Raw genomic sequence first — 18,951 nt, 5'->3', positions numbered from 1 at the left:
CGCATGGAAAGAAGGAACTGCCCATGCTTCGCAGCCCCGAAGAGGCCCTCAAGGCCACTCTTGCCCGTGTCGCTCCGGGAACGCCGCTGCGTGATGGACTGGAACGAATCCTTCGAGGGCGCACAGGCGCCCTGATCGTGCTTGGTTACGACAAGCAAATTGAAAGTCTTTGCTCCGGTGGTTTCGAAATCGGCATCGACTTCGCTCCCACACGTCTGCGCGAGCTGGCCAAGATGGACGGCGCTATCGTCTGCGACAAGGACGTCACCAAGATTTTGCGAGCCGCCGTTCAGCTCGTCCCCGATCCCAGCATTGAAACGCAGGAATCCGGAACCCGACACCGTACTGCAGAACGCGTCGCCATTCAGACGGGCGTTCCGGTGGTCTCGGTCAGCCAGTCCATGCAGATCATTGCCCTGTACGTAGACGGCTTGCGCTACGTTCTGGAGGGCTCTGAAAAGGTTCTGGCCCGCGCCAATCAGGCTCTTGCCACCCTGGAGCGTTACCGCGCCCGGTTGGATCAGGTCACCAGTTCCCTCTCGGCCCTGGAAATCGAGGCCATGGTCACGGTGCGTGACGTTGCCGTCACGCTGCAACGCCACGAGATGGTGCGCCGCATTTCCGAGGAAATCGCCCAGTACGTCCTAGAGCTTGGTGTCGATGGCCGCCTGCTCTCGCTGCAGTTGGAGGAGCTTTCCACCACGCGCGGCGCCGACACCGTCATCCGTGATTACACGGATCCGGAAACCACGGATGTCGATGCGGCCGTTGTTGCCCTGCAGGATATCGATCAGGCCGATCTGATCGATCTGAATCTGATTGCCAGCGTCGTGGGCCTGCCCAGTGGGGGTGATGCCCTCGATAGCATCATTCAGCCCCGCGGCTACCGTCTTGTCTCGGGCCTGAAGGCCGTGCCTCGCGCGGTTGCCGGACGCCTCGTCGACCACTTTGGTGGATTGCAGAATCTTATGGCGGCCACGATCGATGAGCTCATGATGGTTGATGGCATTGGCGAGCTTCGCGCCCGCAATGTCCGCGAGGGCCTCTCGCGTATCGCCGAGGCAAGCCTGCTGGACCGCTTCCTCTAAAGCGGAGCGCCGTTACTGCAGCGTGAAGGTGACCTTGTCGCTGGACCACTTACCGAGCGTCACGACGAGCGCGTAGGTGGCTCCCCCGCGTCCGGGTGTGCTCACGACCTCGGCGCAGTCGGGGGCGTTACGTTTGACCTTCCACACCATATTGGCGCTTTCCGAGGCGCCCGGCGCGAGATTCTTGACCAGATCGCTTGGGTCTAGCTGGCAGTTCTTGGAGTTGTAAATAATGTCGGCGCCGCTGGTGATCTCATACTTCATCTGGCTCGTGCCCACGTTAATGTCGCACGGCGCCTTCCCTGCATTAGTGACGTGTAGGGTCAGCACGGGCTTTTCGTCGGGGCCGTAGGAGGGTTTGTCGACCGCGGCCGTCACCTTGATACCGGCCTCGTCGCAAACGGCCGACGGCGCGGTCCCGGCTTTCGCCGCATCCTTGACCACTTCGGTGCCTCCGTTTGCGCCCGACTCAGTTCCGGCGTCGTTTTTCCCACCCAGCAGGCTGGCGAGGTAGCTGCCGCCGGCCACGAGGGCACCGATGACCAGGAGGGCCACGAGGGCGGCTGCGAGTCGACGCCGGCGCATCACCTTAGCGGAGACTTTCGGCTTTCGTGCGGGGGCGCCAGTGCGCGGCTTTCCTCCCGGCACAGCAGAAGAACCCTTGCCGCGTCCGGAGTTGCCTGTTGTTCCCACCCCTCAAGCGTAGCGAACGCGGGCCACGCTTCGTGAATCCACGCCGCTGCGGGCTACTGGCGTAGGGCAAGGTCACATCCCTGGCAGTTCCGCATCCGTTTCTGCTGCGGTAAAGTACGGCGGCGGATGTCTGTGGCTTAGACTGGCTGTCGAGCACTACAGTGTTGACGATAATCCACAATTAAGGGAGCCCTCGAGTGAGTGTCTGTCCCGATTATCGTGCCTTTGGTGAGAATCTGCGGGCACTGCGCAAGAACAAGCTGCGCCAAACGCAGGAACAGTTCGCCAGCTATGTGCTCATGGACCGCTCCTACATCAGCGGGCTTGAACGCGGCCACCGCAACCCCACACTGGAGATTATTGTTCGGTTGGCTCAGGGACTGGGCGTCCACCCGTCAGAGCTCCTCAAGCCCTTGCCGCAGGCTCCCGCGATGACCGCCGCAGAATCGCTCGGCTAACAGCTCACTCCCCGTGCAACGCAACCACCACCCACTTTCCAAGGAAATCTATGCCGCTCCCTGCTTCACCCGCTGTGCCTCCCAGCGTCCTGCACGCAACGATCAATGATTGGTTCCGGGACGAGGCCCGGGATCTTCCGTGGCGCGGCGAGTGTTCGGCGTGGGGCATTCTGGTCAGCGAGATCATGCTCCAGCAGACCCCCGTGGTGCGTGTGCGTCCCATTTGGGAACAGTGGCTAGAGCGTTGGCCTACCCCTGCCGACTTCGCCGCAGCACCCGCCGCCGATGTCCTGCGGGCCTGGGGCAAGCTTGGCTATCCGCGCCGCGCCTTGCGTTTGCATGCCGCCGCGGCACAGATTGTTGCCGAGCACCACGGCGCTGTCCCCGACAACTATGAGCAGCTCCTGAGCCTTCCCGGAGTCGGCAGCTATACGGCGGCCGCGGTTGCGGCCTTCGCCTACGGGCGGCGCACCACCGTCGTGGATACCAATATTCGCCGCGTCCACGCCCGCCTCGTCATCGGCCAGGCACTTCCGGCGCCCGCGCTGACCGCCGCCGAAATGTCTCTTGCCGCGGATTTGCTGCCCGAAGCCACGGAAGAATCGGTGTTGTGGAATGCCTCCGTCATGGAATTGGGGGCCTTGATTTGCACAGCACGGAGTCCCAAGTGTGGACAATGCCCTGTCTTTGAGCAGTGTGCCTGGATCGCGGCCGGCCAACCCGAGCCCAGCTATATCCCCAAGGGTCAGCCGTGGGCGGGCACGGATCGGCAGGTGCGCGGGGCCGTCATGGCGGTGCTGCGCGCTGCCGGAGCGCCGGTCCATGCAGATCTCATGTGGGATGCCGAAGCCGCCTCGCGGCACGACGAGGTGGCCACGGAGCTGGGCAAATTGCATGCCCTCAACACCCACGCACCGCAGCTGGAACGCGCCCTGGCCGGTCTCGTGGCCGACGGTCTCGCCCAGGTCTCCGAGGCTGGCTACCAGCTGCCTCGCTGATCCCCCCGAGCGGACTGGTTTAGAGCTCGCCGAAGCCCGCCGCGACCTCTGTTCGAACCAGTTCCACGGCGCGTTTCGCGTCGGGGCCGGTGGCACTGACCTGCAGCTCATCACCCTGCGCGGCGCCAAGGGTCATGAGCATCATGACCGATTGCGCATCGGCACCGTTGATCTCAATCTCCACGTCCATGGCTCCCAGCACGCCCGCCAGAACAGCGGCCGGGCGGGCATGGAGACCCATCGGATTGATCAAGGTGAGCACCGCGGTGACAGAGTCTTCGGCTTGTTCGGTGACGGCTGCGGGCGTGTTCTCTCCCGGGTCAGGCGCCGCTGCAGGGGCCTGCAGCGCGGTCTCGGCCGCCGAGCACACCGCGGCCAGGGATGCGCCGGATTGTGCCGTGACGGCCGCCGCTATGGAGCCCTCGACCAAGGGGGCATTCGCGAGAAGTACCGTCTCCGGACTGCCCAGGAATTCCCAGGCGGCCTCGGCCGTCATGACGGCGGAGCCCAGATCCGTGAGGACCACGGCTCCGTCCCCGGTATCTGCCAGCCCCAGGGCTGACATGACCTTTTCCAGAGAAGTCCCGATGCCGCCGTCGTCCATTCCTCCGGCGGCAATGAGGACCACATCCGGGGCCATCTGGGCAGCTAACTCCACAACTCCAGCGGCGAGCTGGGCGCTGTGGGAGACGATGACGAGTGCAACGCTCATGCCTCCACCCCGGCTGCCTGCGCGGCCGCGCGAAGGATCAGGGCAGAGGATTCGGCGCCCGGATCGCGATGCCCGATGGCACGTTCGCCCAGATAGCTGGCCCGCCCCTTTCTGGCAATGAGTGGTTCGGTGGCGACGGCTCCGACCTCGGCCGCCGTTGCCGCGGCCGCCAACACCTCGGCGGGTGCCGCTCCCGAGTCGGCGGCTGCTGTGGCTGCATCGACGGCTGGAGTCCAGGCGTCGATCATGGTCTTCTCCCCTGCCTCGGCCTTACCTCGGGCCACCACCCCGTCACGGGCCGCGGTTAGGGCAGCCACGAGGGTCGCCGCATCAAGTTCGACGGCGTCACCCACCGCAGTTGCCGCGCGCAGGTACGCTGTGCCGTAGAGCGGCCCGGCGGCCCCTCCCACCTTGGACATCAAGGTCATGGCGGCCAGCTTAAAGGCGGTACCCGGGGTGGCGGGTGCTTCGGCGTCGAGCTTTTCAAGAATGGCGCTAAAGCCGCGATCGAGGTTCTCCCCGTGATCACCATCGCCGATGGCGCGGTCCAGCTCGATCAAGGCCATGCGATGCTCGGCGACCACCGCGGCGCTCTTGCGCAGCCAGTCGATAGCCCACGTGACATCCAGTGTTGTGTTGACCATTTACATCCCCCAGCGCAGTGCAGGTGTGTTGACGGGCGCGTCCCACAGCTCGGTCATTTCATCGTCGAGGAGCAGCACCGAGATCGAGCAGCCCTGCATCTCAAGGGCCGTGATGTAGTTACCCACGAGGGAACGTTCCACCACGAGGCCGGCGTCTTCCAGGAGCTTCGCGGCCGCGCGGTACACAATGTACAGCTCGCTGGCCGGGGTGCCGCCCATACCGTTGACGAAGAGCAGCACCTTGTCTCCGGCGATGGGAGCCAGATCGTTCAGGACCGGCCCGAGGAGGCGCGCGGTGATTCCATCGGCGCTTTCCATGGGGATCCTGTGGCGGCCCGGTTCACCGTGGATGCCAATGCCGATCTCGATCTCGTCGTCAGCCAATTCGAAGCTCGGAACCCCTGCGTGGGGAACGGTGCAGGCTGACAGGGCCACACCCATGCTCCGGACGTTGTTGTTGACCCGGTTTCCGATGGCGGCCACGGCGTCCAGATCGTCTCCGCGTTCCGCAGCAGCTCCGGCGATCTTCTCGATCAGCACGGTTCCGGCCACGCCGCGGCGGCCCGCAGTGTACAGCGAGTCCTCCACGGCGACGTCGTCGTTGACGAGCACGGTGCGCACGCTCACACCCTCCGCCTCGGCCATCTCCGCTGCGGTTTCAAAGTTCAAGACATCGCCGGTGTAATTTTTCACGATATGCACCACGCCAGCGCCGGCATTGGCAGCAATCGTGGCGGGAATAATGGCATCCGGCGTGGGTGAGGTGAACATGGCTCCGGGAACGGCAGCATCCAGCATGCCGTAGCCAACATATCCGGCGTGCAGCGGTTCATGCCCGCTGCCGCCACCAGATACCAGACCGACCTTGCCTTCGCGTGGAGCATCCTTGCGCGTGACGAACAACGGATCCGCATTCACTTTGACGTGAGCGGCATGCGCTTGGCCGAAACCGGCTACCGCTTCGTCGACAACAGTCCTGGGATCATTTATGAGCTTTTTCATGCCGTAGTCCTCCGATTCACACAACCGTAAGTAGCAAGCCGGTGTGAGTCCGGCCTCACATGAACACTACCCGGGAGCACGGACGGTTGGTAGGGATTACGTCAGCTTCCGCGCCCCCTCAGAGCTGGCGAATCATCCTCGTGTTGCCCAAGGTGTTTGGCTTAACGCGGGCCAGGTCGAGGAACTCGGCAATTCCCTCATCGGCGGAGCGCAGCAGCTCGGAGTAAACGGCCGGGTCCACGGCACTTTGATCCGCCATGACGGAGAAGCCATTACGGACGAAGAAGTCCACCTCAAAGGTCAGGCAGAAGACGCGGCTGACGCCGAGGGTGCGGGCGTTTTCCAGCAGCTTCTCTACAAGTACTCGACCAACGCCTTTGCCACGCCACGCATCCGAGGTGGCCAGCGTCCGGATCTCCGCAAGGTCTTCCCACATGACGTGCAGGGCGCCGCAGCCCACGATTTCGCCGTCGATCTCGGCGATCATGAACTCCTGGATCGCCTCAAAGTACGTGACCGATTCCTTGGAGATCAAGATTCGTCGCTCCGCCAGTGGCGCAACCAGATCCTTAATCGCGTGAACGTCGGAGGTACGGGCGGGTCGGAGGACTACTACGGGGGCGGTGGATTCAAAAGTCACCGTTTAAGTCTATGACTCTTGGACGTCCCCGCATGACGTATTGCGCGGGGACGAGCTCCTAGCGGCGGAAACTGGTGAGGAAACGCGAAACGGCACCCTCCCCGCGAAGGGAGGGTGCCGCCGTCGTACTTTTAGTGCGAAGGAACCTTAGGCAGAAGCCGTGATGGCCTCGGGAACCTGCGGCTTGGCCGTGCCCACAAAGGTGAACTTGGCGTCGTCGCCCTCGCCCTCAACACCGACGGTGACAATGTCGCCGTCCTTGAGTTCGCCGAACAAGATCTTCTCAGAGAGGTGATCCTCGATCTCGCGCTGGATGGTGCGGCGCAGCGGCCGGGCACCCATCGCCGGATCGTAGCCCTTGGTAGCAAGCAGGACCTTCGCCGCGGGGGTGAGCTCAATGCCCATGCCCTTATCCGCAAGACGCGTCTCCAGGCGAGCAACCATGAGGTCAACGATCTCGATGATTTCATCCTGCGTGAGCTGCGGGAACACCACAACGTCATCGACACGGTTCAAGAACTCGGGGCGGAAGTGCTGCTTGAGCTCTTCGCTGACCCGGGCACGCATGCGGTTGTAACCGGTCTGCGTGTCCGATCCTGACTGGAAACCGGTGGCGATCGACTTGGAGATGTCGCGCGTACCGAGGTTCGTGGTCATGATGATGATCGTGTTCTTGAAGTCCACGACGCGACCCTGGCTGTCGGTCAGTCGACCGTCTTCGAGGATCTGCAAGAGCGAGTTGAAGAGATCGGCGTGCGCCTTCTCAACCTCATCGAAGAGGACCACGGAGAACGGACGACGGCGGACCTTCTCGGTCAGCTGGCCACCTTCTTCGTAGCCAACGTATCCGGGAGGGGCACCGAAGAGACGCGAAACCGTGTGCTTCTCGGAGTACTCGGACATGTCCAAGGTGATGAGCGCGTCTTCGTCGCCGAAGAGGAACTCGGCCAGTGCCTTGGCCAGCTCAGTCTTACCAACACCTGTGGGGCCGGCAAAGATGAACGAGCCACCCGGACGCTTGGGATCCTTCAGACCAGAACGCGTACGGCGGATAGCCTGCGAGATGGACTTGATGGCTTCGTTCTGACCAACCACACGCTTGTGCAGCTCGTCTTCCATCTTGAGCAGACGCGTGGACTCGGCCTCGGTCAGCTTGAAGACCGGGATACCGGTGGAGTTCGCGAGCACCTCGGCGATGAGTTCCTCATCAACCTCGGAAATCTCATCGAGTCCGCCGGACTTCCACAGGCGTTCCTTCTCGGCGCGGGCGGTGATGAGCTTCTGCTCGTCGTCACGCAGCGATGCGGCACCCTCGAAGTCCTGGGCGTCAATGGCGTCTTCCTTGCGCTTCTTCACGGCAGCAATTTCAACGTCCATGGCCTTGAGCTCCGGCGGAGCCGTCATACGACGAATACGCAGGCGGGCACCGGCCTCATCGATCAGGTCAATGGCCTTATCCGGCAGGAAACGGTCAGAGATGTAACGATCGGCCAGCGTTGCCGCAGCCGTGAGCGCACCGTCGGTGATGGAGACGCGGTGGTGTGCCTCGTAGCGGTCGCGCAGGCCCTTGAGGATCTCAATGGTCAGCGGAACCGTGGGTTCGGGAACCTGGATGGGCTGGAAGCGGCGCTCGAGCGCGGCATCCTTCTCGATGTGCTTGCGGTACTCATCGAGCGTGGTGGCGCCGATGGTCTGCAGTTCTCCACGAGCCAGCATGGGCTTGAGGATCGAGGCGGCATCGATAGCCCCTTCGGCGGCACCGGCACCGACAAGGGTGTGGATTTCGTCGATGAACAAGATGATGTCGCCGCGGGTGCGGATTTCCTTGAGGACCTTCTTCAGGCGTTCCTCAAAGTCACCGCGGTAGCGTGAGCCGGCCACGAGTGAGCCAAGGTCAAGGGTGTAGAGCTGCTTGTCTTTGATGGTCTCGGGCACGTCGCCGCGCACGATGGCCTGAGCCAGACCTTCAACAACAGCTGTCTTACCCACACCGGGTTCACCGATGAGCACCGGGTTGTTCTTGGTACGGCGAGAGAGGATCTGCATGACGCGTTCCATCTCATGCTCGCGCCCAATGACGGGATCAAGTTTGTTTTCGCGCGCAGCCTGAGTCAGGTTCCGTCCGAACTGGTCCAGAACCACCGAGCCGGCGGGCTGGCCTTCAGGCTGTCCGCCACCGCTCGCAACCGGTTCCTTGCCCTGGTAGCCGGAGAGGAGCTGGATGACCTGCTGGCGTACACTGCCCAGATCGGCACCAAGCTTCACCAGCACCTGCGCGGCAACGCCTTCACCCTCGCGGATCAACCCGAGCAGAATGTGCTCCGTGCCGATGTAGTTGTGACCCAGCTGGAGGGCCTCACGCAGCGAAAGTTCAAGAACTTTCTTGGCGCGCGGAGTGAAAGGGATGTGGCCACTGGGGGCCTGCTGTCCCTGTCCAATAATCTCTTGAACCTGTTCCCGGACACCGTCTAGGGAAATGTTCAAGGACTCCAGGGCCTTGGCGGCAACACCTTCACCCTCATGGATGAGGCCGAGCAGAATATGCTCAGTGCCAATGTAATTGTGGTTGAGCATGCGGGCCTCTTCTTGGGCCAGCACAACAACACGTCGGGCTCGATCAGTAAATCGCTCAAACATTTCGCCACACTCCTTTTACTGCGTACTTTGATGCTACGCAGTACCCGGCAATTATGGGGGCATGTTCGCCACAGGGGAAATACCAGTTCTTGCTTTGCTCATTAAAGAACGACGGCGAGATCACCTCGTGAGGTAATCTCGCCGTCGTTTTTGGAGCTTTAAGCCTGCGCTGCGTAGTACGCTTCGCGGATTTCGGCCTGGATGCGGCCACGTTCGTGAACCTCAAAACCGTTATCGCGTGCCCAGGCACGGATCTGGGCAACATCGCTGCTGCCCTTGGTTGCGGCGGCTGCTGCGGGTCCCCTACCGCGAACAGCTCGGCCGCCTGCGCGGCGGCCTGCAGCAATGTACTTGCTCAGGGCTTCGCGCAATGATTCTGCGTTCTCAGCGGAGAGGTCAATCTCATAATTGATCCCATCCAGGCCGAACGTAATATTCTCCTCGGCCGGAGTCTGATCGATATCATCCACGAGGGAGATGTGAATTTTCTGTGCCATGGTGATTAATCGCCTCACATAGTATTGATGAGTACTTCATAATCGATTATGGTTGCAAAATTCAATTACGTCAAAGACCCGTAATGGATTAAATCTTTACGCGTCGCGCTCAAGCTTCGAATCAGCCTCATGTTCGGCCTGAGCCAAAGCATCTCGCTCATGTCGATCCGCATTAAAGATTGCCTTCATAGCGAAGTAGAAAAGCGCGCCTACGCCTAAAGAAGGCAGGATAACTGCTACATATTCCATATTCGTGCCGCTCCTACTCTGGTTTCATCAAGGGAAAGAGAATTGCTTCACGAATACCGACACCCGTGAAGAGCATAACCAGGCGGTCCACACCCAACCCAAGGCCACCCATGGGCGGTGCGCCGTATTCCAGGGCCCGCAGGAAGTCTTCATCCAGCTGCATAGCCTCGGGGTCACCGGCGGCCGCGGCCAGCGACTGCTGAGTCAAACGATCGCGCTGAATAACCGGATCGATAAGTTCTGAGAATGCGGTACCGGTTTCCCGGCCGTCAATAATAAGATCCCAGGCTTCAATCAGATTCGGCTTATCGCGGTGCGGACGGGCCAAAGGCTGGGCCGACGGCGGATAATCGCAAACAAAGGTCGGCTGAATAAGTGTAGGTTCAACTATTTCACCAAATAGTTCGGTGACGAGCTTCTCCGCGTCCCAGGCTTGATCAATCTTGATATCACGCTCGGCGGCAATAGCGCGCAGTTCCTCGGCGGTAGTTTCCGGGGTGATTTCGCGGCCTACGCCATTGGAAAGACCCTCATAAACAGGCAGCCAGGGCCATTCGCCGTCGAGGTTAATGGGGCCACGCTCGGTTTCAATAACGCGTGAACCAAGAGCATCAGCAGCAGCAAGAATAATACGCTGCATTGTTTTAGCCATGGTGAATTGATCACCATATGCTTCATATGCCTCAAGCATGGTGAATTCCGGGCTGTGCGTTGAATCAACGCCTTCATTGCGGAAAATACGACCCACTTCAAAGACCTTATCCATGCCGCCAACAACAGCACGCTTGAGGTATAGCTCAATCGCGATGCGCAGGGTCATGGGCTGATCGAAGGCGTTCAGGTGAGTGCGGAACGGGCGGGCCGAGGCGCCACCGTGAACCAGCTGCAGGATCGGTGTTTCGAGTTCGATGTAGTCCTCGCCATGGAGGGTGTCGCGGATAGCCTTGACGACGGCCGAGCGAGCGCGCACCTGGGTGCGAGCCTCTTCGCGAACGATCAAGTCAACATAGCGTTGACGCACGCGCATCTCTTCGGAAAGCTCGGCGTGCAGAACCGGCAGGGGACGCAGTGCCTTGGAGGCCATGGACCATTCGCTGGCCATGATGGAGAGCTCGCCGGTGCGGGAGCTGATGACCTCACCCTTGAAGAACACGTGGTCTCCGAGGTCAACGAGGGACTTCCAGCCCGCCAGGGCGTCTTCGCCGACATTGGCAAAGGAAAGCATGATCTGGAGGCGAGCACCCTCGCCGGACTGAACCGTTGCGAAGCAGAGCTTGCCCTTGTTGCGTACGTACACAACGCGGCCGCTCACGCCAACGATTTCACCCGTGGCCGTGTCGGCTTCAAGATCGGGGTACTGGGCCCGGATTTCCTCGATCGTGTGGGTGCGACCCACGCCAACCGGGTAGGCCTGTTCGCCCCGTTCAAGCAATCGGGCACGCTTATCCAAGCGGACAAGCATTTGCTCGGAAACGTCACTGGGTTCAGGGGTCAGGTTATTTTCTGCGCTCACGAGATACCAGTTTAGAGGGTGATTCTGAGTGAACCCTCCGTACCAGCATTAAAGACGCCAAATAGCTGCTGAACCGGCGAAAATCACATTCCGCGGGCCGGAGAGGTTGAGCCACGCACAACAAGTGTCGACTCTAGGGTCTGGTGTGTCTGGGTGGGCTCCCGACCTGCAATCAAAGCCAGCAACTGCTCCCCCGCTAGCCGGCCCATATCAAAGGCCGGAAGATGTACCGAAGTCAGGGGCGGATTGGTGGATTCCGAGTAGGGCAGATCATCAAATCCCGTGACGGCCAGCTGGTCAGGAACGCAAACCCCGGCAACACGCGCCTCCTGCAGCACTCCGTAGGCGTGTGTATCGGTGGCACAGACGACGGCGGTCACCCCCTTGTGCTGCCACCCCTCCCATTCTTGGGCGAAAACCTGCGCAGCCTTTCCCACATCGATAGTGACCGAACTCTTGGCTACCACGGCCAGCCCCAGCTTCGCTGCCGCAACGCCAAAAGCTTCGCGTCGCACCTGGAAGGTTTCCGTTCCCGTGGAACTATCCAAATACGCCACCTTGCGGTGCCCCAGCCCGGCCAGGTGTTCTGCCAGCAGTCGGGCACCTTGGGCGACATCAAAGTTCACGGATGGTGCATCACTGACAACCCCGACGGCGTCAAGCAAGACCATGGGATCTGGCACCCGCAGCTCATCGAGGAAGTGCGCACTGGGTGCATCCACGAGCATCCCGGCTGGGCGCAGGGCCAGGAGCCGCCGCACGTCCTTGGGATCTGGCGTTTGCCCGGCGTCGGTCACGGAGAGCAGGAGCTGAAAATCCTTGGCAATGGCGGCCCGAACTCCGGCAATAACATTGGCGTAAAAGGGGTTGGAGACATCCGGCGCCACGAGAATGACAATGTCACTGCGCCCCTTAGCCAAGGAGCTACCCAACCCGTCAACAACGTAACCCAGCTCGGCAATAGCCGATTCAACCTTGGCAATATTGCCAACAGAGACACGCCCCGCGGTCTTTCCGCTCGTAACGAGGGAGACCGTGGCCGCCGAAACACCGGCTCGCACGGCGACCATGGCGGCGGTGACTCGCGGGGTTGCGGAAGTACGCTGCGCGGGGCGGGACGTCGGGCTACTTGCGGGGGGATGCATGAATAGATCGTATAGCCGCGTCACGAGGTTTAGAGAAAAGATCTGAGGATGCGATGTGATCCACAGAACGTTAAGCGCTTGACGCTCCGTGTGGCAGCTGCCAGACTACATTCTAAGTACACCCCTCATGGGACCAGCCTAGCCACGCGGAGACATAAGTGACCACGGAAGTACCTCGCAAGATCATTCTCGACTGCGACCCCGGACATGACGACGCCGTGGCCATGCTGCTGGCACACGGAAATCCCAACATCGAACTGTTGGCGGTCACGACCGTGGTGGGCAACCAGACCCTGGAAAAGGTCACGAACAATGCCTTGATCGTTGGCACCATCGCGGGCATCACGGGCATTCCTTTTGCGGCCGGCTGCGACCGCCCCCTGGTCCGGGATATTCAAACCGCTGGGGACATTCACGGCGACACCGGCATGGACGGTCCCCAACAGACCCAGCCGAACATCGAGCTCGACCCGCGTCACGCCGTCGACCTCATCATTGAACTTGTCATGTCCCACGAGCCGGGCACGATCACCCTGGTGCCCACGGCCGGGCTGACCAATATCGCCATGGCCGCGCGCAAGGAACCACGCATCGTGGAGCGCGTGAAGGAAGTTGTGCTGATGGGCGGCGGCTACCACGTGGGCAACTGGAGCCCCGTGGCCGAATTTAATATCAAGATCGACCCGGAAGCCGCGCACATCGTGTTCAACGCGGGCTGGAATGTGGTCATGGTGGGCCTGGATCTCACACATCAGGCGCTGGCCACGGATGAGGTGGTCGCCGCGATCGACGCCGTGGGCACTAAGCCGGCCAAGTTTGTCATGGAGCTCATGGACTTCTTCGCGAAGGCGTACAAGGACAATCAAGGCTTCGACTTCCCGCCGGTCCATGACCCGTGCGCCGTCGCCTATGTCATTGACCCCTCCGTCATGACCACGGTCAAGGTGCCCGTTGACATCGAGCTCACCGGGACGCTGACGCTGGGCATGACGGTGGCCGATTTCCGCGCACCCGCCCCGGCCGATTGCAAGACCTCCGTGGCCGTGACGCTGGACCACGCAAAGTTCTGGGACCTGGTCACCGATGCCCTCGTGCGCATTGGCGAGGTCGACGCATGAGCGCCTCCCGGATCATCGTGGCCGGCTCGCTCAACGCCGATCTGACGATTTACACCGAGCGTCTTCCCTCTCCCGGGGAAACCCTGCACGGCCACGGCTTTGCCGTGAACCCGGGCGGTAAGAGCGCCAATCAAGCCGTTTCGGCGGCCAAATTGGGCGGGGCCGTGACGCTGCTGGGCGCCGTCGGCCAGGACGCCAACGGCGAGATGCTCCTGGCCTCCACCTCGAGCGCCGGAGTGGATGTCAGTTCCGTCAAGCGGGTGGCCGAGCCTACGGGTGTTGCCGTCATCTCGGTGGATGCTCGCGGCGAGAACAGCATCATCATTTCCGCCGGCGCGAATGCCACCCTGTCCCCCGCCGACATGGCTCCGGCCCTGTTCGAGGGCGCCGGAGTGGTTTGCCTCTGCCTCGAGGTCCCCTTGGAGACGGTGCAGGCCGCGGCCCAGGCAGGGCACGACGCCGGAGCAACGGTCTTGCTCAATCTCTCGCCTTACGCCCCCATCACCACCGAGCTGGCGCAGCTCACGGACGTACTCTTGGTCAATTCACACGAGGCGTCCGAGTTCCTGGGCGGCTTCGCCATGCCCGCCGCGGACGCTCCCGTGGACGAGTGGCGTGGCGCGATCGAGAAGTTTGCCGGGCGGGGGCTGAACAAGGTCCTTGTGACGCTAGGCGCCGCGGGATCGCTCGTGCTGGATTCGACGAATTCCGCCGCCCCCGTGGTGCGGATTGCGCCGACACAGGTGAACGCCGTCGATACCACGGGTGCCGGCGATGCCTTCACGGGTGGGGTTGCCGCGCGTTTGGCGGCCGGCGACACGCTCGTGGCGGCTGCCCGCTACGCCTCGGTGGCCGCGGCGCTGGCCACGACGAAAAAGGGTACGCAGGCCGCGTACGCCACGGCAGCGGAACTCTCCAGCGCGGAGTAATTCCCCAACCCCTCCCCAGATCTGTGTGGCAGTTGTTACCGAAAAAACGCCGAAAAGCGGGGTTTTTTCGTAACAACTGCCACACAGATCCCAGAGACAACTCTAAGAAGGCGACGGGAATTAGCCGAGGGGCATGTTGTCGATGAGGCGAACCGCACCCACCTTGGCTGCCACCAGCGCTAGCGCCACTCCCGTGAAGGGCGTGTCCTGGCAGTTCTCGGCACGTGGTGCGAGCGTCTGCGGGTCGACAACTTCCAAATAATCCAGTTCCACGCCCGGGGCGCTGCGAATGAGGCCCTCCACCGAGGTAATATCCAGCGGCTCATGTGCCGTAGCGCGGCTCTCGAGCAGGCGCAGGGCGCGGGAAAGCACCAAGGCTGCCGTGCGTTCTTCCTCGGACAGGAAGCGGTTGCGGCTCGAGGTGGCCAAACCGTCCTCATCGCGCACAATCGGCACCGGGATGATCTGAATCGGGAAGTTCAGATCCGCCACCATGCGCTGCACGAGGGCCAGCTGCTGGGCGTCCTTCTGGCCAAAGTAGGCGCGGTAGGCCGGGCGGCCGGCGCTGTCGTCGAGGCTGAACTGCGGCAGTGCCACATGGAGCAGCTTCGCAACAACCGTCAGGGCACCGTCGAAGTGTCCCGGGCGCGAGGCGCCCTCAAGGATTTCGCCCATCTTGCCGGCGGTGACGCGAATGCTCGGTTCCCCATGGGGGTACATCTCCTCCACGGAGGGGGCAAACATGATGTCGACGCCGGCCTCGTCCAGGAGCGCCAGATCGGCCTCCGTGGTGCGCGGGTAGCGAGCTAGATCCTGCGCGTCACCAAATTGCAGCGGGTTCACGAAGACCGAGGAGACAACCACCGAGTTCTCGGCAACGGCCCGGCGCGCCAACGTGGCGTGGCCGTGGTGCAGCGCGCCCATGGTGGGCACCAATCCCAAGGACTGGGGATTACCCGCGGCGTCCTGCTCGCGCAATTTCTCACGTATCAGGGCCTGCAGTTCGGCAATCGTGGTCACCAGGGCAATAGTCATGCTCTTCACTCTCTTCAATTCCGTGCACATCGCACCATGCAGGCCGTCACGTGGCCAGTCAATTTCCTAAGCCGCCGGGGTCCCGGTGGAGGGGCCGGCGTCGTCCGCGGTTAACGCGGCCTGAACTCCAAGATACGCCTCCGTCGAGAGCAAGCGGCGCCGCGCCGCCCTCGCGGCGGTGGCACCGGCCATGGCGAGGTAGGAATCGAGTACGTCCCCGGCGCCCGTGTCGAGCGCGTGCTCGCGCAGGGCGGCCGAATGCGCGGCCACGGTCCCCACATCACCGCGGGCCACCGGGCCGGTCAGCGCCGATTCGCCGGATGCGAGAGCATTTTCCAGAGAGGCGCGCAGCAGGGGGCCCAGCAGCTGGCTCGGCGATTCAACGCCAATATCGCCCAAAATCTGTGCCGCCTGGGCCACGAGCGTGACCATGTGGTTGGCCGAATGGGCGAGGGCTGCGTGGTAAAGAACACGGTCGGCCTCGGCGATCACCACCGGTTCGGCACCCATTTCCACCACGAGGGCCTGGGCGATGGGCAGCATGGCCGGATCCGCCGTGACACCAAAATTGCAGTCCGTGAGGCGTGTCAGGTCCAGGCTCATGCCCGTAAAGGTCATGGCGGGATGCAGGGCCAGCGGGATCCCGCCAGCGGCACGGACGGGGGCCAGCACGCCCACGCCAAATCGCCCCGAGGTGTGCGCTACGAGTTGGCCCACCTGCCAGGCACCCATGGCGCCGAGGCCACTCACGAGCTCGGGCAGGACGTCGTCGGGCACGGCGAGAAGAACCAGCTCGGCCCGCTCCACGATCTCGGCAACCTCCAGCACGGGTACGCCCGGCAGCAGCAGCTCGGCACGCTCCTTGGAGGCCTCCGATACCGCCGAAACACCAACGACGGCGTGACCGACACCGCGCAGCGCCGCACCTAAGACGGCACCCACCTTGCCGGCGCCGATGATTCCAATGCCTAGTCGGCCCGGCTTAATTGCCACGTTCGTGCTCCTCGATGCGCAAATCTGTTGCAGTCGCCGCGAGCCAGTGCTCGCTGCGGTGGATGCGGCGGGCTGTTGCCGCTCGGGCAGCCTGCTCGTCAAAAAGTTGTAGCCCGTTAGCGAGTGACATGTGATGCACAAGCGGGCGGATGGGGCCAGCGGTGGAATGCAGCTCAAAGTCCACAAGTCCCAGCGCCGCCATGAGGGGTCCCTGGCGTAGCCCGAGGGACTGGGTCCGCTCATGCGGCACCACCTGCAGGCTGCGGAAAATCACGCCGTGACGGCACAGCAGCGCCGTCTCGGTGGCCCGGAACGCGTTGCGGCGCCAGGCCAGCGGATCGATCCACCGGGCCGAACGCGGCGAGTGGACAAAACCGTGGGCGTCGGCGGGACCGCGCAGCCCGGCGCCAAAGACCTCGAAGGGGTTCTCGACGCCCGGATCGGGAAAGACCAAGCCCAGCACGGCCATGACCTCGTCCAGGGTTCCCACGGGAAGCAGGACCGTCCGCGAGCCATGCTCCGAGGCGTCGGCACCATATCCGGCCACATTTACGTGGACCCGGTACCAGCCAAAGATCCGCCACAGCGGCCCCTGCGTAATACCCACGGCCTGAACACGGCCGGGCGGAATGGTTTGTGAGCGTGTCTCCAGAAGCCCATAGTGCAGGCGCACACCATCGGGGGACATCGCGACGCGAAAATTGAAATCGCCCGTGATGTTTTTCCAGTAGCCGGCGACAATACCGATAAAGAGCGGCACCGCACCGACCAAAATACCGGGCTTCCCGCTCCAGAGCACGGCCACCGCGGCGGCGACAATCACGCACAACGCCACGATCGTGGTGCTTCCCAAAAAGACGGCGCCGATGATCCGCCCCGGGCTCAGGGCCAGCACCTGAGTCTCCGGCGCCTCCTGCACCTCGCCCGGCGCTTCCGGGTTGACCACCACCCCGGCGGCCCGGGCAAGAATGGCCGCCCGCAGCCGCTTAGCCTCCCCGATCTTCAGGAAGGAGAGCTTCAGAGCCGACTTCCCGCCGTCGGCCACCTCAAACTTCAGCTCCGCGAGCCCAAAGGCGCGCGCCACGAGCGGCTGCACCACGTCGATAGCCTGAACGCGGTCGATCCGGGCGCGCCGCTGTTGGCGGAACACGATCCCGGAATTAATGTGCACGTGCTCATCCGTGACCTGATAGCGCGTGAAGCGCCAGGACAGGAAGAAGGCCACGCCAAAAATTACGACGGCGGCCCCCACCACCGCGGCGATGAACAGGGCAGGCGGGCCTCCCGTCAGCGATTTTCCGCCGTCCCAGCCCTGTGAAAACACGGACTCGAGGGAGTTTCGGCCAAAGATAAAAATAATCGCCGCAACAGCAACCCAGCCGCGCACCAAAGGGGAAACGGGGTGAACACGGTGCCAGGTGTCGGCATCGTCGGTGGTGAAGGCCGGCTCGTGCTCAAAGGCTGGCGTGCTCACAAGCCCGCCAATTTTGCCTCACCGCGGGCCGAGAGCTGTTCGCGCAGGCGCGCCGCCTCCGCCGCGGGCAGCCCGTTGAGCTCGGCGTTGGTGCCGGGAGAGGCGGTGTGGAGGTGGATCGTACTCAGGCCGAAGGCGCGCTCAAGCGGGCCCATCGTGACATCGACATATTGCATGCGCCCGTAGGGGACCACCATGACGCGGTGGAACATGATGCCCCCGCGAATCAGCAAATCCTCGTTGCGTTCGGCATAGCCGATGGCTCGCACCTGGCGCGGGATCAAGATCATGGACCACGCAGCCACGAGAACAACGAAGGCCGGGGCCGCCCAGGCCAGCCATGCCGGATATCCGGCCCAGACGCCTGTCAGCTTCAGGATCAGGGGCGCCGAGGTGATGGCCAAGAAGATGAGTGCCCCAATGGCGCCGGAGATCAGGCGCACCGTGGTCAGCTTGGGAGAAACACGTAAAAAGGTGACGTCGGTAGGGTCGATCGCGCTGCTGTGTTGCTTAGGCAAACTCTTCCTCCCCGTGGCTTTCGCGCTTAGGGCGAGGCTTCGCGCTTGGCTCGTTATCTTCCGGGGGCAGCTTACAAAAACGTTCGACGACGATACCCACAACAACCATCACGGCCCCGCCGGTCAGCAAGGCAATAATCTGCCAAATCACGCCGAGGTCTTCGCGCAACGCGATCGTGGTGAGCTGGTCCACGAGAATGCCGCCGTGCCAGCCAAACAGCATGGCACCGGCATAGGCGCAGGCCTGCGCGAGCACAAGGGTGCGCGCCGCGAGAAGGGGGTCTAGAACCTTGTCACGTTTGCCGTCGCGCCAGCGGCGAACCTTCAATCCAAGGATCAGGCACACAACAGCGATCAGGCCCATGGTCACCAAGGAATTCAAGGGCAAGACCGGCAAGGCCAGACTTGCGCGGGAGGTCAGCTCGGTAACCCCCGCGCCAATGACGCCCACACTGACGGCCACGGCCACAAGCCAGCTAGGCCTAATGGTCCGCATGGTGCTTCTCATGACTGCCTCATCGATTCGCGTTGGAACTACATAAATTAACCGTACTGGTTTTTTGGCGCTGTGGACTCTTGTACCCGCAGAATCTCCTGAGAGTAGCTAC

At 62.6% G+C, this 18,951-nt stretch carries 20 protein-coding genes; 5 read left to right on the top strand and 15 right to left on the bottom strand.

What is annotated here, in order from left to right:
- Positions 1–23 precede the first annotated feature (23 nt).
- Positions 24–1,088 carry a DNA integrity scanning diadenylate cyclase DisA gene (disA, locus tag CVS30_RS00670; RefSeq protein WP_110483405.1) on the top strand — a complete coding sequence of 355 codons (1,065 nt, stop codon included), beginning with the start codon at positions 24–26 and terminating at the stop codon, positions 1,086–1,088.
- A 12-nt stretch (positions 1,089–1,100) separates the two neighbouring features.
- Here disA and CVS30_RS00665 read toward each other — a convergent pair whose 3' ends face one another.
- Positions 1,101–1,781: a hypothetical protein gene (locus CVS30_RS00665; RefSeq protein ID WP_110483404.1), complete on the bottom strand. Its 681-nt coding sequence runs from the start codon at positions 1,779–1,781 to the stop codon at positions 1,101–1,103.
- 197 nt (positions 1,782–1,978) lie between these two features.
- On the opposite strand from CVS30_RS00665, the gene CVS30_RS00660 reads away from it, so the two are divergent.
- Together CVS30_RS00660 and CVS30_RS00655 are read left to right on the top strand one after the other, a co-directional pair.
- Entirely contained in the window at positions 1,979–2,239 is a 261-nt protein-coding gene (locus CVS30_RS00660) for a helix-turn-helix domain-containing protein (protein ID WP_110483403.1), read from the top strand.
- Positions 2,240–2,289: 50 nt separating this feature from the next.
- The gene (locus CVS30_RS00655) at positions 2,290–3,237 is read left to right on the top strand and encodes an iron-sulfur binding domain-containing protein (protein WP_110483402.1); all 948 of its coding nucleotides are present in this window, start codon (positions 2,290–2,292) and stop codon (positions 3,235–3,237) included.
- Between the two features lie 19 nt (positions 3,238–3,256).
- On the opposite strand, the gene dhaM is transcribed toward CVS30_RS00655, so the two are convergent.
- From dhaM to CVS30_RS00615, 9 genes are all read right to left on the bottom strand, one after another.
- Positions 3,257–3,949: a dihydroxyacetone kinase phosphoryl donor subunit DhaM gene (gene dhaM / locus CVS30_RS00650; RefSeq protein ID WP_110483401.1), complete on the bottom strand. Its 693-nt coding sequence runs from the start codon at positions 3,947–3,949 to the stop codon at positions 3,257–3,259.
- The gene (gene dhaL / locus CVS30_RS00645; protein ID WP_110483400.1) at positions 3,946–4,593 is read right to left on the bottom strand and encodes a dihydroxyacetone kinase subunit DhaL; all 648 of its coding nucleotides are present in this window, start codon (positions 4,591–4,593) and stop codon (positions 3,946–3,948) included. The genes dhaM and dhaL overlap by 4 nt, the downstream gene beginning before the upstream one ends.
- Positions 4,594–5,595 (bottom strand): dihydroxyacetone kinase subunit DhaK, encoded by a 1,002-nt coding sequence (gene dhaK / locus CVS30_RS00640; protein WP_110483399.1) that lies wholly within the window; start codon positions 5,593–5,595, stop codon positions 4,594–4,596.
- Positions 5,596–5,713: 118 nt separating this feature from the next.
- On the bottom strand, positions 5,714–6,235 hold the full coding sequence (locus CVS30_RS00635; protein ID WP_110483398.1) for an amino-acid N-acetyltransferase: 522 nt from the start codon (positions 6,233–6,235) through the stop codon (positions 5,714–5,716).
- A 147-nt stretch (positions 6,236–6,382) separates the two neighbouring features.
- On the bottom strand, positions 6,383–8,872 hold the full coding sequence (locus tag CVS30_RS00630; RefSeq protein WP_110483397.1) for an ATP-dependent Clp protease ATP-binding subunit: 2,490 nt from the start codon (positions 8,870–8,872) through the stop codon (positions 6,383–6,385).
- A 158-nt stretch (positions 8,873–9,030) separates the two neighbouring features.
- Positions 9,031–9,369, bottom strand: coding sequence for a histone-like nucleoid-structuring protein Lsr2 (locus CVS30_RS00625; RefSeq protein WP_110483396.1), 339 nt, complete (start codon positions 9,367–9,369; stop codon positions 9,031–9,033).
- A 96-nt stretch (positions 9,370–9,465) separates the two neighbouring features.
- Positions 9,466–9,618 carry a hypothetical protein gene (locus CVS30_RS17880; RefSeq protein WP_181419639.1) on the bottom strand — a complete coding sequence of 51 codons (153 nt, stop codon included), beginning with the start codon at positions 9,616–9,618 and terminating at the stop codon, positions 9,466–9,468.
- Between the two features lie 13 nt (positions 9,619–9,631).
- Positions 9,632–11,080: a lysine--tRNA ligase gene (gene lysS, locus CVS30_RS00620; RefSeq protein ID WP_110483711.1), complete on the bottom strand. Its 1,449-nt coding sequence runs from the start codon at positions 11,078–11,080 to the stop codon at positions 9,632–9,634.
- Positions 11,081–11,214: 134 nt separating this feature from the next.
- On the bottom strand, positions 11,215–12,201 hold the full coding sequence (locus CVS30_RS00615) for a LacI family DNA-binding transcriptional regulator (protein WP_110483395.1): 987 nt from the start codon (positions 12,199–12,201) through the stop codon (positions 11,215–11,217).
- 233 nt (positions 12,202–12,434) lie between these two features.
- Here CVS30_RS00615 and uriH point away from each other — a divergent pair, with 233 nt between their 5' ends.
- Together uriH and CVS30_RS00605 are read left to right on the top strand one after the other, a co-directional pair.
- Positions 12,435–13,394: a uridine-preferring nucleoside hydrolase UriH gene (gene uriH, locus CVS30_RS00610; RefSeq protein ID WP_110483394.1), complete on the top strand. Its 960-nt coding sequence runs from the start codon at positions 12,435–12,437 to the stop codon at positions 13,392–13,394.
- Positions 13,391–14,323, top strand: a complete 933-nt coding sequence (locus tag CVS30_RS00605) for a ribokinase (protein WP_110483393.1) — start codon at positions 13,391–13,393, stop codon at positions 14,321–14,323. Before uriH ends, CVS30_RS00605 begins: the two co-directional genes overlap by 4 nt.
- 120 nt (positions 14,324–14,443) lie before the next feature.
- On the opposite strand, the gene panC is transcribed toward CVS30_RS00605, so the two are convergent.
- From panC to CVS30_RS00580, 5 genes are all read right to left on the bottom strand, one after another.
- Entirely contained in the window at positions 14,444–15,358 is a 915-nt protein-coding gene (gene panC, locus CVS30_RS00600) for a pantoate--beta-alanine ligase (RefSeq protein ID WP_110483710.1), read from the bottom strand.
- Between the two features lie 66 nt (positions 15,359–15,424).
- Complete coding sequence (locus CVS30_RS00595) at positions 15,425–16,351, bottom strand: Rossmann-like and DUF2520 domain-containing protein (RefSeq protein WP_245934366.1); 927 nt, start codon at positions 16,349–16,351, stop codon at positions 15,425–15,427.
- The gene (locus CVS30_RS00590) at positions 16,341–17,825 is read right to left on the bottom strand and encodes a PH domain-containing protein (protein ID WP_245934365.1); all 1,485 of its coding nucleotides are present in this window, start codon (positions 17,823–17,825) and stop codon (positions 16,341–16,343) included. The genes CVS30_RS00595 and CVS30_RS00590 overlap by 11 nt, the downstream gene beginning before the upstream one ends.
- Positions 17,822–18,343: a PH domain-containing protein gene (locus CVS30_RS00585; RefSeq protein ID WP_110483391.1), complete on the bottom strand. Its 522-nt coding sequence runs from the start codon at positions 18,341–18,343 to the stop codon at positions 17,822–17,824. The genes CVS30_RS00590 and CVS30_RS00585 overlap by 4 nt, the downstream gene beginning before the upstream one ends.
- On the bottom strand, positions 18,336–18,851 hold the full coding sequence (locus CVS30_RS00580; RefSeq protein ID WP_245934364.1) for a DUF3180 domain-containing protein: 516 nt from the start codon (positions 18,849–18,851) through the stop codon (positions 18,336–18,338). Before CVS30_RS00580 ends, CVS30_RS00585 begins: the two co-directional genes overlap by 8 nt.
- Positions 18,852–18,951: the final 100 nt, after the last annotated feature.

The sequence above is a fragment of the Arthrobacter psychrolactophilus genome (genome assembly GCF_003219795.1).
Classification (GTDB): Bacteria; Actinomycetota; Actinomycetes; order Actinomycetales; family Micrococcaceae; genus Specibacter; species Specibacter psychrolactophilus.
The sequence above is the reverse complement of the archived record's forward strand: the minus strand, read 5'-3'. Positions and strand labels throughout refer to the sequence as shown.